This window comes from Burkholderia pyrrocinia (assembly GCF_001028665.1).
Taxonomy (GTDB): domain Bacteria; phylum Pseudomonadota; class Gammaproteobacteria; order Burkholderiales; family Burkholderiaceae; genus Burkholderia; species Burkholderia pyrrocinia.
This window is the reverse complement of record NZ_CP011503.1, coordinates 1,473,761-1,488,435: the sequence shown is the minus strand read 5'-3', so window position 1 is coordinate 1,488,435 and position 14,675 is coordinate 1,473,761. Positions and strand designations below refer to the sequence as shown.

The window sequence follows — 14,675 nt, the reverse complement described above, 5'->3', positions numbered from 1 at the left end:
GAATGACAGGCTACCGAAGCGGACGTGGCCGCGATGCGGCGATCTGAGTCCATTCCGCGCGGCTGTTCGGCGGATGGGGCATGCCGTACGAGATCGGCCGGCGCGTGGCGCCGCCCTGATCGGTCGGCAATGCGCGGCCGGCAGCCCGTCGGTGAATACGCGCGGCGCGGCTGGCCGCGCCGCGCGAACGATCAGACGGGCGTCGGTGCGGCGGCCGGGCTGCCGGACTCGCTCGTTGCGCGATCCTTCGCCTCTTTAAGCGCCGCGAGCGTATCGAGCGCGAGCCCTTCATCGGCCGCGAGATCGACAAGAAATGCGTCGTTGTTCTGCTTGATCCAGTCGAGCGGCATATCCCACCACGCGAGCTGCAGCAGTTGTTCGCGCACTTTCTCCGTGAAGCGGAAGCGAACCAGACGGGCCGGCGAGCCCGCATAGATCCCGTAAGCCTCGGTGCGGAAATTGGGCGGAACGACGGCCCGCGCGCCGATCACGCATCCGCTCTCGATCTGGCTGCCGCCAAGGAACAGCGCTTCATCGCCGATCCAGACATCGTTGTGGATCACGGTGTCCGCGTATTGCGGCATCGGCGCATTGACGAGGCCGTTACCGTAGATGCTGAACATGCTCGTGGAAATGGTGCGCATCTCGTGCTGACCGTTCAGCAGGAATCGCAGCCGCATTCCGCCGGCCACGTTCTTGCCGATCACGAGTTTCTGATGGCCCTGGTCGTACTTCACGATCGAGCCCACACCGAGCCCCGAGCAACGGCCGATATGGAAGGTGCCGACCTGCGCCTCTTCGTCGAGCCAGTCGCGGAAAAAATTGTTGGGAATGGACGAAACGGCGCCATCCCGGTAGCCCAGCACGATGAAATGCTTCGCCCACGGATGGTCGGGCAGCACGCCAATACAGTCGTCGGAGGTCGTAACGTTCATTCGCGGTAGCAAGTGTGCCGGCGCTGCGGCTCGATGCCGAGGCCGCCTGGCAGGAACGGGGAAACGATGCGGCACATCGGCCGCGATCATGGACGATGCAGTATAGGAAGCGCGCGGCAACGATCGACAACGAATAAGAACGGCGTTCTGACTTCTGTTCCGCCGATAGGGCCGGTGTGATCCCGAGTCCGCGCCTGGATACGCGAGGCGTCGAAGCGGACTTGCCTTCAGCGCGCGACGGCAGGCGCCCGCTTTTCCATCACGGCGCCCCGGCGTCGGCTTCCGCGGAATCGTCGCGTCGCCCCCCCGGCCACCCCGTTCCGCCGGCAGGGCTCAGCCGAACCGACGGCGTGTCATCGCTGTGCCGCCTGCGACGCGCTGCCCGTCATCAGTGGCCGGCGCTGCACGGCTCGTGTTCAGCTGCTCGACGAGCACCCGCCGCAACTGCTCGAGCTGCATGAACTGGAACTGCACGAACTCGACGAACTGCAGCTCGACGACGAGCAGCTGCTGTCGCTCGAGCCGGATGAGCCGCCGCCCGTTTTCGCCGCCAGCGGCCCCAAAGGCGGCGGTGCCAGCACCGTGTCGGAGTACGCCGCCCATGCGGTGCCAGCCAGTGCGCCTGCGCCGAACAGCGCGGCCGTCCACAGCAGGCGCTCCGACTCGTCGTACCAGCCGTTGCCCGCCCGCACGGTATTCGGCGCATTCCCGGCCCGGTACCCGATCCCTGCCTGCGCGTCGTGCGAGATCCTGCGCGCGACGAGCGCGGCCTGTGCGGCAGCCGTCATGCCGCCGCGCCCGAAGCCCGTCAGCCGCCGCGCGAGGATCCGGTACGCGATGACAAAGACCGCCATGCAGATACCGAGCAGCAGCACGGGCCGCCCGCGGCTCAAGCCAACTGCGAGCTTTGCCGCCCCCGTGCCGAGCACGAGCAGCGTGATCCCCCGCGCAGCCAGGCGCGACGCGTGCATCTCGCCGGGTGCCCAGAGCCAGCCCTGTGCGCGCATCCCGTCGGCCAGCTCCTGCGCATACCGCGCGAGCCGCTGACGAAACGCGCTGAAGCGCACTTCGCCGTCCGGCTGTTCGTTCAGCCATGAACAAGGGTCGTCGTACGGGCCCGCGCGCTCCAGGTCGCCGATCTTCACATACGCGCCGTGCTTCGGGACGGTTCGCAACTCGACCGCGCCCGCATGCGCGAGCGACATCGTCACGACCTGCGCAAGCCGCGCTTCGCCGCCGGTGAGAAAGGCGGCTTCGTCGGCCGTCAGGCCGTCGGACGTCTTGCGCGTGCGCTTGCCCCAACGCCGCCACCGGTACTCGATCCATTGCAGGCCCGCGATCAGCAACAGCGCGGCGACGCACGCCGGCACGTAGAACGCGAGAAACTGCGGCCCCGTGAAGTTCAGCACGTTGAAGTCCTGCGCCGACGCGCAGGTCGCGGCGACGCTCGCGGCGGCCGCCGGCCACACGAGTTTCGGCAGCCGGTTGCGCCAGGTCCTGCCGGCCGGCTGGGTAGCCGGCGAATCCGGTTCGACCGGCTCGTCCGCGGCCGGCAGGGCCGGCTCCGGCGATCCGGACGCGGCGTGGAGGCCGGCGGGCCGCGGCCAGATCGACTCCGGCGGCTCGCAACCGAACAGCCGTCGATAGCTGTCGAGCGTGTCGCGATAGCGCTGCGCGTACACGGCGGCCTCGTCCGGCGCGCCCGTGCCGGGCATGTGATGCAGCCGAGCGCGCAGCACGCCGGCGCAGAAGACGTCCCAGTATTCGAGCGTGTATTGCAGGTGGAAATGCCAGGCGGCATCGACCGCGACCGACGGCGTGACCGGGTGCCCGACCGCCTGCGCGAGAAACGCGAAGCGCTTGTATTCGTCGATCACGGCCAGCGCGTGCTCGTGCGACCAGCCTTCGGCGTCGGCGAGGCGCCGGCTGTACGGCAGCGGCGCGTTCGGGTCGTCGGGGGAATACGCGTGCAGGCGTGCGAGCAAGGCTTGCTGCGCATCGGTCAGCGTGCGGGCATCGACTGCGGTCGAGGAAGACGGGATGGCAGCCATCGGGAGTCGGCGCGATGCGCGGACGGCCGCCGCGATCGACGCTTGGAGTTGTCGTTGCGGGCGATTCTCGCATAACGGTGCGGCGGTGAGACGCCGGTCCGCCGGTCCTGCCAGGAGCCGGGCGATGCGATTGGCTCGGAAGGGGGGCGCTAGGCAAGCACAGACTCAGCCGATTGAAGATCACGACATCGAAAAGCGCCGACGGCCGCCAGCTGGCTGCGATTTCACTGCGGGAAGGGAAGCGGTAGTACGGAGAAACCGACGAGAGCCTGAACAGGCATGTTTTGGCGCGCCCGGCTGGGATCGAACCAGCAACCCCTGCCTTCGGAGGGCAGTACTCTATCCATTGAGCTACGGGCGCGTGTGACAGTGAAACGACCCCAATATACAGGCCGCCCACAATTGGCAAGACGGCAAGGATACCCGGTTTCCCATGACGCGTCCACCTTGCCTGCCGAATCGCCGCCGGGCCGCGCTGCGTGCGGGTAAACACGCGCCATCGTGCCGCTCGCCGTGATGTAAACGTTCCGTCTATAATCGTCCGGGCTTCATTGAACTGCCATTTTGCCGTTGCACCGCGCTCACAATTCCTATTCACGGAGACGAGGCAAGCATGAGCGAAGCACCCCACGAATCTCCCGTCAAAACCCCCGGGCAGTTGGTTGCCGTCATCATCGCGTCGTTCGCGATCCCGATCGTCCTGATCATCCTGTTCGCCACCTATGCGAACCATGCGTTCCGTTCCGGCGCCGGCACGGACGCGCTGTCCGACGAGCAGGTCGCCGCACGTATCAAGCCGCTCGCGCAGGTCGACGTGAAGGACGCCAACGCGCCCCGCACGTACAAGACCGGCGAGGCAGTCTACAAGGCCGTCTGCGTGACCTGCCACGGCACGGGCGCCGCCGGCGCGCCGAAGTTCGGCAACAAGGACGACTGGGCGCCGCGCATCTCGCAAGGCTTCGACACGCTGCTCAAGACGGCCCTCGCTGGCAAGGGCGCGATGCCGCCGCGCGGCGGCACGAGCCCCGACGACGTCAGCGACTATGAAATCGCCCGTGCGATCGTCTATATGGCGAACAACGACGGCGCGAACTTCCCCGAACCGGCCGCGCCGGCCGCCAACGCGGCGCAGCCCGCCAGCGGCGCGACAGGCGCGGCAGGCGCGTCGGGCGCGGCCGACGCCGCGAGCGCGCAGATCGCCGCGGCGCAGGCCGCGATGGCCGCGATCCCGAAGGCCGGCGAACAGCCCGCGGCCGCTCCGGCCAGCGCCGATGCGGCAACCGCCGGCAAGGCGCTGTACACGTCGACCTGCCAGGCCTGCCACGCGGCCGGCGTGCTCGGCGCGCCGAAGTTCGGCAGCAAGGAAGACTGGGCGCCGCGCCTGAAGGAATCGATGGATACGGTCTACAACTACGCGCTGCACGGCAAGGGTGCGATGCCACCGAAGGGCGGATCGACCGCGTCGGACGCCGACGTGAAGGCAGCCGTCGACTACATGGTCAACGCGTCGAAGTAACGCCGGCCCACCAGTAAAAAACCCCCGCGAAGCACACGCATCGCGGGGGGTTTTGTTTTGCCGGGCCGCCGGATCGCCGTGCGCCCGACGGCGCCGCCGCCTCACATCACTTCTGCAGCAACGCCTTCAGGCTCGCGAGCCGATCCTTCGGCGACATCGGCGCTTCTTCCGGCGTGGGCGGCGGCGCTTCGTCGAGGCCCATCTCGGGAATGAAGCGCGACGGCTCGCACACGACCGTCTCGCGCGCCCGCTTGCGCTTCTTGCACCAGTTCAGGTGCAGGCTGCGCTGCGCGCGCGTGATCGCGACGTACATCAGCCGGCGCTCTTCCTCGATCCGCTCGCTGTCGATCGGGCCGTCGTCCTCGCTGCCGCCGCGGTGCGGCATGATGCCCTCCTCGACGCCGACCAGGAACACGTGCGGATACTCGAGCCCCTTCGACGCATGGACGGTCGACAGCCGCACGGCATCCGGATCCTCGTCCTTGCCCTCGAGCATCGACATCAGCGCGACGGTCTGGATCAGGCCGAGCAGGTTCTTGCCGGTATCGGCGAGCCCGTCGGCGTTGTGGAAGCCTTCGGCCTCGCCGTCGACGGCCTCCGTCTCGGGCTTGGTGCCCTTGCGCTTCAGCCATTCGAGGAATTCGAGCACGTTCTGCCACTTCGACTGCGCCTGGCGCTCGTCGAACGCGTCGTACAGGTACGCCTCGTAGTGGATCGCCTCCATCATGTCGTCGAGCACGACGGTCGCGGGCTCCTTGTCCGCGCGCTCGGTCAGGCGCTGGATGAAATCGCAGAACATCCGCAGCGGCTCGACCTGGCGCGCCGACAGCCGCGCCTCGATGCCGCCCATGTACACCGCTTCGAACAGCGACACCTTCGCCTGGCCCGCGAACGAGCCGAGCGCCTCGAGCGTCGTGTTGCCGATCCCGCGGCGCGGCGTCGTGACCGCGCGGATGAACGCGGGATCGTCGTCGGCGTTCGCGATCAGCCGCAGGTACGCGCACAGGTCCTTGATCTCGGCCTTGTCGAAGAACGACTGGCCGCCGGACAGCACGTACGGGATCCGCTCGCGCCGCAGCACCTGCTCGAAGATGCGCGCCTGGAAGTTGCCGCGATACAGGATCGCGTAGTCGCGGAACTGCGCGCGCCGCTCGAACTTGTGCGCGGACAGCCGGAACACGACCGATTCGGCCTCGTGCTCCTCGTCGTTGCACGGCGTGACGGTGATCGAATCGCCCATCCCGTGCTCGGACCACAGCTTCTTCTCGAACAGCTTCGGGTTGTTTGCGATCACGTTGTTCGCGGCGGTCAGGATCCGCACCGTCGACCGGTAGTTCTGCTCGAGCTTGACCAGGTGCAGCTTCGGGAAATCCTTGCCGAGCTGCGCGAGGTTCTCGAGCGTCGCGCCGCGCCAGCCGTAGATCGCCTGGTCGTCGTCGCCGACCGCCGTGAACGCGGCGCGCGGGCCCGCGAGCAGCTTCAGCAGTTCGTACTGGCACGCGTTGGTGTCCTGGTACTCGTCGATCAGCAGGTAGCGCAGCTTGTTCTGCCAGCGGTCGCGCACCTGCTCGTTCTTCGCGAACAGCTCGGCGGGCAGGCGGATCAGGTCGTCGAAGTCGACCGCCTGGTACGCGTGCAGCGTCGCGACGTAGTTGCGGTAGACCAGCGCGGCCTGGTGCTCGTCCTCGTTGGCCGCGATCGCCATCGCCTCGTCGGGCATGATCAGGCCGTTCTTCCACAGCGAGATGATGCTCTGGATCTTGCGGATCAGCCCCTTGTCGGTCGTGCCGAGCTGCTCCTGGATCATCCCGAAGCAGTCGTCCGAATCCATGATCGAGAACTGCGGCTTCAGGCCGACGTGCTCGGCCTCCTGGCGCAGGATCTGCACGCCGAGCGAGTGGAACGTGCAGACGGTGAGCTGGTTGACGGGCACCTTGCGGCCTTCCTTGCCGGGCGTGGTGAGCGTCTTGCCCTCGAGCAGCTTCCCCACGCGCTCGCGCATCTCGGCGGCCGCCTTGTTCGTGAACGTGACGGCGGCGATGTGGCGCGGCTCGAAGCCTTTCGCTTCGATCAGGTGCGCGATCTTCTGCGTGATCACGCGGGTCTTGCCGCTGCCCGCGCCGGCGAGCACGAGACAGGGACCGTCGAGGTAGCGCACCGCTTCGTTCTGGGCGGGATTGAGGCCTGCGGACATGATGGCGGATGGTGTTGCGGTTGACGGCGGGACGCCGGGAGGATGCCGTGCGCGGCAGGCTGGCGAAGCAGGCGGACACGCGGGCAGGACGCGCATGTTAACACGTCGGCGGCGCGTATTTCGGGAGCGCCGCCGGGCGGGGCCGCGCGGGCCGATCGGCCGACCGCGCCCTGTCCGTCCGGCCAATCCGGCCCCGTTCGCGCATCGATCGGCCACAATATGCACACACCGGCGCCGCCCCGCGCCGGGCCCTGAACCGCCACCGGATCGACATCATGGGATACCCGTTCGCCACCGCCGCCCTCGGCCCGCTGCTGTTCGCGCAGGGGCGCTACGTGCGTCGCGTCACGCCGCGGCTGCCCGAGGCGGCCGGCCCGCGCGCCGGCGTGGCCGGCGACGGCCCGCCGCTGCGCGTGCTGGTGGTCGGCGATTCGGCCGCCGCGGGTGTCGGCGTCGCGACGCAGCGCGACGCGCTGTCCGGGCAACTGGCGCGCGTGCTGGCGGCCACGCACCGCGTGAACTGGAAGCTGCTCGCGCACACCGGCCTGACCACGCAGGATCTCGTCGACTGGCTCGCCGCCGAGCCGGCCGAACCGTTCGACGTGGCCGTCACGTCGCTCGGCGTCAACGACGTGACGGGCGGCGTGCCGCCGGCCCGCTGGCGGTCGCAGCAGGCCGAACTCGTCCGGCTGCTCGCCGCGCGCTTCCGGGTCGGGCACGTGATCCTGTCGGCGGTGCCGCCGATGGAACGCTTTCCGGCGCTGCCGCAGCCGCTCGCGTGGTATCTCGGGCGACGCGCGAAGCGGCTCAACACGGCGCTCGCCGGCTGGGCCGCCACGCAGCCGCATTGCACGTTCCTGCGGGTTGCGCTGCCGCTCGAGCGCCACCTGATGGCCGCCGACGGCTTCCACCCCGGCGCAGCCGCGTGCGCCGTGTGGGCCGCACAGGTCGCTGCTGCCGTGCGGCAGTGGGCGGCCGCGTGATGCTGCGCGGCGCCCGTGCGCTTGCCGCGTGCGGCAGAACGGGCCGGGCGGCCGAGCACGCGGGGCGCAACCCGGCGCCGCGCAAATGCCGGCTTCCTTTGCGCATGCGCCGCGCCTCTCCGCGCATTTCGCCCAACGCGCCAGTACAAGCGGCGGCGTCATGCCAAAATAGCCGGTCGTCTTCGCGCCGTCTCGGCGCGCCATCGTTTAATTTCCTTCGCAGCCAGGAATTGCCATGTCGTCATTGCTCAGGATTGGTTTGATGGGTTTCGGTTTCGCCGGTGCGACGTTCCACGCGCCCGTGATCGCCACGAGCGGCCGCACGGAAGTCACCGCGATCGCGACGGGCCAGCCCGATCGCGCGCAGGCCGCGTATCCGGGCGCGCGTGTCGTCCCCGACCTCGACACGCTGCTCGGCCTCGACGACATCGAGTGCGTGGTGATCGCCACGCCGAACGACACGCACTTCACGCTCGCGCGCCAGGTGCTCGAAGCCGGCCGTCACGTGGTCGTCGACAAGCCGGTCACGCTCACGGCCGACGAAGCGCTCGCGCTCGCGCGGCTCGCGAACGCGCGCAGCCGGCTGTTCGCGCCGTTCCACAACCGCCGCTGGGACGGCGATTTCCTCACCGTGCGCCGTGTCGTCGAATCGGGCGAGCTCGGCCGGCTGACCTGCTTCGCGTCGCACTTCGACCGCTTCCGGCCGACGCCGCGCACGCGCTGGCGCGAGGAGCCCGCACGCGGCGGCGGCCTGCTGCTCGACCTCGGCCCGCACCTGATCGACCAGGCGCTCGCGCTGTTCGGTGTGCCGGAAACGGTGAGCGCGACCGTCAAGACGCGCCGCGACAACGGCACGGCGCCCGATTTCGTGCACCTGCTGCTCGGCTATCCGGACAAGGACGTCGCGCTGCATGCGAGCGCGCTGTCGGCGATCGAGCCCGCGCGCTTCACGCTGCACGGCACGCGCGGCAGCTACCAGAAGTTCGGGCTCGACACGCAGGAAGACCAGCTCAAGGCCGGCCTCACCGCGGACGACGTCGAGTTCGGCGGCGGCAACCCGCCCGGCCTGTTGCGCGTGCTCGACGGCGAACTCGAAGTCGAGCGCCCGGTGCCGACGCTCGACGGCCAGTACGCGGAGTTCTACCGCGCGCTCGCCGCGTCGATCCGCGACGGCGCACCGTTCCCGGTCACCGCGCAGGACGCCGTCGACGTGATGACGATCATCGAGCTCGCCGCTCAAAGCGAGCACGACGGCCGCCGGGTGCCGTTCGTGCGCCGCACGGTCTGACACCGCGCACCGGCCGGTTGCGGCCGGCCGGCGCGCGTACGCTTGGATCAGCCCGAACATTCGGTTACAAATGCCGAGGGAACGAAAGTCAGCGGTACACCTGTCTGATGCGTTTCTCAAAAAAGTCGATCCGACACCAATCCGTCAGGAGAATGTTGATGCAACGGTTGATTCGCGCAGCAGTGTGCTGCGTGCTGGTTTCCTCGCTCGCGGCCTGTATCGTGCAGCCGCAGCAGCCGGTCCGTCAGGCGCCCCCGCCGCGGCCGAATCCGCAGGTCGTCGCGAACGAGCGGACGCAACAGATCCAGGGCCGGATCGACAACCTGCACCGCCGCATCGATGCGCGCGTGAACGGCGGCTACTATCCACCGCCGTACGGCGCGCAGCTTCACCACCGCCTCGACGTGATCCGCCAGGAAGCGAACGACATGTCGGCGCAGCACAGCGGCGGCCTGTCCGGCGACGAGCAGCGCGTGCTGAACCAGGAACTCGACACGGCCGCGCGCGCGATCGGCGAGTAACGCACCGGCGCCCGCCGGAGCGGAAAAAGCGGCGGCACCGGCTGCCGCCGCTTGTCGCGAAGCGACATTCTTTTGCTCAAATTGACAAGGCCCACCCGCTCGCGTACAGTCGCCCGCACGCGTCGGGAGAGCGTGTGACCGCGTTGCTGAAACGCCGGTCGCGCCGCCGAAGGGGCACACCCGCAAACTCTCAGGCAAAAGGACCGACCGCGTCGGGGAATCCCGTCCGCGCATTGCGCGGGCCGCACTCCCCGCACTCTGGAGAGCGGCAGTAGCCCGCTGCGCACATGCTGCGCGGGCAAGCTGCCCACCGAAGGGGCGCGCACTCGCCGGGCTTTGCCCGCAGTGCAATCTCTCAGGTATCGAGGACAGAGGGGCATGTATCGGATCGCTCGCAGCCCGTCGGCCGCGGCGGTCGGCACATGGCCGTTCTGATCCGCGCGCAAGCGCCTTGCCTGAGGCCTCGATGACTGCACTGAATCACACCCCGCTCAACGCCGCGCACCGCGCGCTCAATGCCCGCATGGTCGATTTCGGCGGCTGGGACATGCCCGTCAACTACGGCTCGCAGATCGAAGAACATGAAGCCGTGCGCACCGACGCCGGCATGTTCGACGTATCGCACATGTGCGTCGTCGATTTCACCGGCAGCCGCGTGCGCGCGTTCTTCGAGCACGCGATCGCGAACAACGTCGGCAAGCTCAAGACGCCCGGCAAGGCGCTCTACTCGTGCCTGCTCAATCCGCAGGGCGGCGTCATCGACGACCTGATCGTCTATTACTTCACCGAAGAATTCTTCCGCGTCGTCGTCAACGCCGGCACCGCCGAGAAAGACATCGCGTGGTTCAACCAGCTCAACGAACAGGGCGGCTACGGCGTCACGATCGCGCCGCGCCGCGATTTCGCGATCGTCGCCGTACAGGGCCCGAACGCACGCGAAAAGGCCTGGACGACGGTGCCCGCCGCGCGCGCCGCGACGAGCGAGCTGAAGCCGTTCAACGCCGCGCAGGTCGCCGGCACGCCGTTCGGCGATCTCACCGTCGCGCGCACCGGCTATACCGGTGAAGACGGCTTCGAGGTGATCGTCCCGGCCGTGCATGTCGAAGCGCTGTGGAACGCACTGCAGCAAAACGGCGTGCGCCCGTGCGGGCTCGGCGCGCGCGACACGCTGCGCCTCGAGGCCGGCATGAACCTGTACGGCCAGGACATGGACGACACCGTCTCGCCGCTCGACGCAGGCCTCGCGTGGACGGTCGACCTCACCGCGCCGCGCGACTTCGTCGGCCGCGCCGCGCTCGAGCGCGACGGCACGCGCGCCGCGTTCGTCGGCCTGATCCTGCAAAAGGAAAACGGCAAGGCGGGCGGCGTGCTGCGCGCGCACCAGAAGGTCGTCACGCCGCACGGCGAAGGCGAGATCACGAGCGGCACGTTCTCGCCGTCGATGCAGGAATCGATCGCGTTCGCGCGCGTGCCGGCGGCCGTCCAGGTCGGCGACACGGTCCAGGTGCAAATTCGCGACAAGAATCTTCCCGCGCGCGTGGTAAAACTGCCGTTCGTGCGCAACGGCAAGGTCCTCGCTGCGTAACGGCCGGGGGGCCTGCCTCCCGGGAAGCCGGGAGATGGCGCCCGGCGCAAACCAGATCCGGCGCGCCCCGGCGGCGCGCCAGCAGAACGAATCACACCCTTTTATCCAGGAGCATCCGATGAGCAACGTCCCGGCCGATCTGAAATACACCGACGAACACGAGTGGATCCGCACCGAGGCAGACGGCACGCTGACGGTCGGCATCACCGATCACGCGCAAAGCACGCTCGGCGACATCGTCTTCCTCGAGCTGCCGGCAGTCGGCAAGCAGGTGAAGGAAGGCGACGCCGTCGGCGTCGTCGAATCGGTGAAGGCTGCATCCGACATCTACTCGCCGGTGTCCGGCGAGGTCGTCGCCGTCAATACGGAAGCCGCCGACGCACCGGAAGAAGTGAACAGCGACGCGTACGGCGTGTGGCTCTTCAAGATCAAGCTCGCGGCCGGCGCATCGACCGACAAGCTGATCGACGCTGCCGCCTACACCAAGCTGATCGACTAATTTCCTTACCCGAACCGCGCGGGGCCGGCGAGCCGCCCCGTCCCGCGCGGGACCAGAGTCACGCCATGAAGCTCGAACACCCGGACCGCCTGATGAACCGCACGCCCCTCTCGCTCGCCGCGCTCGAAACGCACGACGCGTTCGCCGAACGCCATATCGGCCCCGACGCCGCCAGCCAGCAGGCCATGCTCGACACGCTCGGCTTCGCGTCGCGCGCCGCCCTGATGGACGCCGTGATCCCGGCCTCGATCCGCCGCGCCGAAACGCTGCCGCTCGGCCCGTTCGCGCAGCCGAAGAGCGAGGCCGAAGCCCTCGCCGCGCTGCGGGTTCTCGCGGACAAGAACCAGGTGTTCCGCTCGTATATCGGCCAGGGTTACCACGACACGCACACGCCGGCGGTGATCCTGCGCAACGTGCTCGAAAACCCGGCGTGGTACACGGCGTACACGCCGTACCAGCCCGAAATTTCCCAAGGCCGCCTCGAGGCGCTCCTGAACTTCCAGCAGATGGTGGCCGACCTCACGGGCCTCGCGATCTCGAACGCGTCGCTGCTCGATGAAGCGACCGCGGCGGCCGAAGCGATGACGCTGCTGCAGCGCACCGGCAAGCCGGCGTCGAACGTGTTCTACGTCGCCGACGACGTGCTGCCGCAGACGCTCGAAGTGATCCGCACGCGCGCGCTGCCGATCGGCATCGAGGTCAAGACGGGCCCGGCCGCCGACGCGGCACAATCGAACGCGTTCGGCGTGCTGCTGCAATACCCGGGCGTGAACGGCGACGTGCGCGACTACCGCGCACTCACGGAAGCGATCCACGCGGCCGGCGGCCACGTGGTCGTCGCAGCCGACCTGCTTGCACTCACCGTGCTGACGCCGCCCGGCGAATGGGGCGCGGACGTCGCGATCGGCAACACGCAGCGCTTCGGCGTGCCGATGGGCTTCGGCGGCCCGCACGCCGCGTATCTCGCGGTGCGCGACGAATTCAAGCGCCAGATGCCGGGCCGCCTCGTCGGCGTGACGGTCGACGCGCAGGGCAAGCCCGCGCTGCGCCTCGCGCTGCAAACCCGCGAACAGCACATCCGCCGCGAAAAGGCGACGTCGAACGTGTGTACCGCGCAGGCGCTGCTCGCGATCATGGCCAGCATGTACGCGGTCTACCACGGCCCGCACGGGCTGAAGACGATCGCGCTGCGCGTGAACCGCATCGCGGCGCTGCTCGCCGCCGGCGTGAAGCAGCTCGGCTTCGCGACCGTCAACGACACGTTCTTCGACACGCTGACGATCGACACCGGCGCGCGCACCGCGCAGGTTCACGAATTCGCGAAGGGCAAGCGCATCAACCTGCGCCGCGTGAGCGACACGCAAGTCGGCGTGTCGGTCGACGAAACGACGACGCGCGACGACCTCGCCGATCTCCTCGCCGTGTTCGCGCAGGCCGCAGGCGGCACCGCGCCGGCCGTCGACGCGCTGGACGCGGGCCTCGCCGGCGTCGCCGCGCTGCCGGCCGGCCTCGAGCGCACGAGCGCGTACCTGACGCACCACGTGTTCAACCGCCACCATTCCGAAACCGAAATGCTGCGCTACCTGCGCAGCCTGTCGGACAAGGATCTCGCGCTCGACCGCTCGATGATCCCGCTCGGCTCGTGCACGATGAAGCTGAACGCGACGTCGGAAATGCTGCCCGTCACGTGGCCCGAATTCGGCCAGATCCACCCGTTCGCGCCGGCCGACCAGACCGTCGGCTACCGCGAGATGATCGACCAGCTCGAGCAGATGCTCGTCGCGGCCACCGGCTACGCGGCCGTGTCGCTGCAGCCGAACGCGGGCTCGCAGGGCGAGTACGCGGGCCTGCTGATCATCCACGCGTATCACGCATCGCGCGGCGAGAGCCACCGCGACATCTGCCTGATCCCGGCGTCCGCGCACGGCACGAACCCGGCATCCGCGCACATGGCCGGCATGAAGGTCGTGGTCGTCGCGTGCGACGCGCAGGGCAACGTCGACATCGCCGACCTGAAGGCCAAGGCCGACGAGCATTCGAAGGACCTCGCGGCGATCATGATCACGTATCCGTCGACGCACGGCGTGTTCGAGCAGAACGTCCGCGAAATCTGCGAGATCGTCCATGCGCACGGCGGCCAGGTGTACGTCGACGGCGCGAACATGAACGCGATGGTCGGCCTGACCGCGCCGGGCCAGTTCGGCGGCGACGTGTCGCACCTGAACCTGCACAAGACCTTCTGCATCCCGCACGGCGGCGGCGGCCCGGGCGTCGGCCCGGTCGCAGTCGGCGCGCACCTCGCGAAGTTCCTGCCGAACCAGCGTTCGACCGGCTACTCGCGCGACGAAAGCGGCATCGGTGCGGTGTCGGCCGCCCCGTACGGCTCGGCGTCGATCCTGCCGATCTCGTGGATGTACATCGCGATGATGGGCGCGAAGAACCTGACCGCCGCGACGGAAACCGCGATCCTCAACGCGAACTACATCGCGAAGCGCCTCGCGCCGCACTACCCGGTGCTGTACTCGGGCCCGGGCGGGCTGGTCGCGCACGAATGCATTCTCGACCTGCGTCCGATCAAGGATTCGAGCGGCATCAGCGTCGACGACGTCGCGAAGCGCCTGATGGACTACGGCTTCCACGCGCCGACGATGAGCTTCCCGGTGCCGGGCACGCTGATGGTCGAGCCGACCGAATCGGAATCGCAGGAAGAACTCGACCGCTTCATCGCCGCGATGATCGCGATCCGCGAGGAAATCCGCGCGGTCGAGGAAGGCCGCGCCGACCGCGAGGACAACCCGCTGCGTCACGCACCGCACACGGCGGCCGTCGTCACCGCGAACGAATGGCCGCACGCGTACTCGCGCGAGCAGGCTGCGTACCCGGTCGCATCGCTCGGCACGAACAAGTACTGGCCGCCGGTCGGCCGCGCGGACAACGCCTACGGCGACCGCAACCTGTTCTGCTCGTGCGTGCCGATGTCGGAATACGCATAACGCACGCCAGGCCCGGAGCCGTCCGATGGCAGTCGCACCGCACGCAACTCCGTGTTGCGTGCGGTTTTTGCATGCGCCGCCCGAACCGGTGCGCGTTCGTCCGCCAATCC

At 68.8% G+C, this 14,675-nt stretch carries 10 protein-coding genes, 1 tRNA gene and 2 riboswitches; of the genes, 7 read left to right on the top strand and 4 right to left on the bottom strand.

Translation table 11 applies throughout. The annotated features are described in order from the left end of the window. Positions 1-191: 191 nt before the first annotated feature. The 3 genes from ABD05_RS06795 to ABD05_RS06785 form a co-directional block, all read right to left on the bottom strand. Positions 192-935, bottom strand: a complete 744-nt coding sequence (locus tag ABD05_RS06795) for an LbetaH domain-containing protein (RefSeq protein ID WP_047899498.1) — start codon at positions 933-935, stop codon at positions 192-194. Positions 936-1,351: 416 nt separating this feature from the next. Then, a complete protein-coding gene (locus ABD05_RS06790; RefSeq protein ID WP_047899497.1) occupies positions 1,352-2,986 on the bottom strand; it encodes a TIGR04222 domain-containing membrane protein in 1,635 nt (544 codons plus the stop codon). Positions 2,987-3,271: 285 nt separating this feature from the next. Beyond that, a tRNA-Arg gene (locus ABD05_RS06785) sits at positions 3,272-3,347 on the bottom strand. Between the two features lie 252 nt (positions 3,348-3,599). Between ABD05_RS06785 and ABD05_RS06780 the strand changes: the two genes are divergently transcribed. Next, positions 3,600-4,502: a c-type cytochrome gene (locus tag ABD05_RS06780; protein WP_047899496.1), complete on the top strand. Its 903-nt coding sequence runs from the start codon at positions 3,600-3,602 to the stop codon at positions 4,500-4,502. 106 nt (positions 4,503-4,608) lie between these two features. Here ABD05_RS06780 and ABD05_RS06775 read toward each other — a convergent pair whose 3' ends face one another. Then, the gene (locus tag ABD05_RS06775) at positions 4,609-6,696 is read right to left on the bottom strand and encodes a UvrD-helicase domain-containing protein (RefSeq protein ID WP_047899495.1); all 2,088 of its coding nucleotides are present in this window, start codon (positions 6,694-6,696) and stop codon (positions 4,609-4,611) included. A gap of 275 nt (positions 6,697-6,971) precedes the next feature. Between ABD05_RS06775 and ABD05_RS06770 the strand changes: the two genes are divergently transcribed. The 6 genes from ABD05_RS06770 to gcvP all read left to right on the top strand — a co-directional run bounded on the left by ABD05_RS06770 (position 6,972) and on the right by gcvP (position 14,565). Then, positions 6,972-7,679, top strand: a complete 708-nt coding sequence (locus ABD05_RS06770) for an SGNH/GDSL hydrolase family protein (protein WP_047899494.1) — start codon at positions 6,972-6,974, stop codon at positions 7,677-7,679. Between the two features lie 235 nt (positions 7,680-7,914). Further along, the gene (locus tag ABD05_RS06765; RefSeq protein WP_047899493.1) at positions 7,915-8,967 is read left to right on the top strand and encodes an oxidoreductase; all 1,053 of its coding nucleotides are present in this window, start codon (positions 7,915-7,917) and stop codon (positions 8,965-8,967) included. Between the two features lie 158 nt (positions 8,968-9,125). Then, positions 9,126-9,488, top strand: a complete 363-nt coding sequence (locus ABD05_RS06760) for a hypothetical protein (protein WP_047901111.1) — start codon at positions 9,126-9,128, stop codon at positions 9,486-9,488. 113 nt (positions 9,489-9,601) lie between these two features. Then, positions 9,602-9,704: riboswitch (glycine riboswitch) on the top strand. 32 nt (positions 9,705-9,736) lie between these two features. After that, positions 9,737-9,870, top strand: a riboswitch (glycine riboswitch). A gap of 84 nt (positions 9,871-9,954) precedes the next feature. Further along, positions 9,955-11,073 carry a glycine cleavage system aminomethyltransferase GcvT gene (gene gcvT, locus ABD05_RS06755; protein WP_047899492.1) on the top strand — a complete coding sequence of 373 codons (1,119 nt, stop codon included), beginning with the start codon at positions 9,955-9,957 and terminating at the stop codon, positions 11,071-11,073. A gap of 118 nt (positions 11,074-11,191) precedes the next feature. Continuing rightward, positions 11,192-11,572 carry a glycine cleavage system protein GcvH gene (gene gcvH, locus ABD05_RS06750; protein ID WP_047899491.1) on the top strand — a complete coding sequence of 127 codons (381 nt, stop codon included), beginning with the start codon at positions 11,192-11,194 and terminating at the stop codon, positions 11,570-11,572. A 65-nt stretch (positions 11,573-11,637) separates the two neighbouring features. Next, the gene (gene gcvP / locus ABD05_RS06745) at positions 11,638-14,565 is read left to right on the top strand and encodes an aminomethyl-transferring glycine dehydrogenase (protein WP_047899490.1); all 2,928 of its coding nucleotides are present in this window, start codon (positions 11,638-11,640) and stop codon (positions 14,563-14,565) included. Positions 14,566-14,675 lie beyond the last annotated feature (110 nt).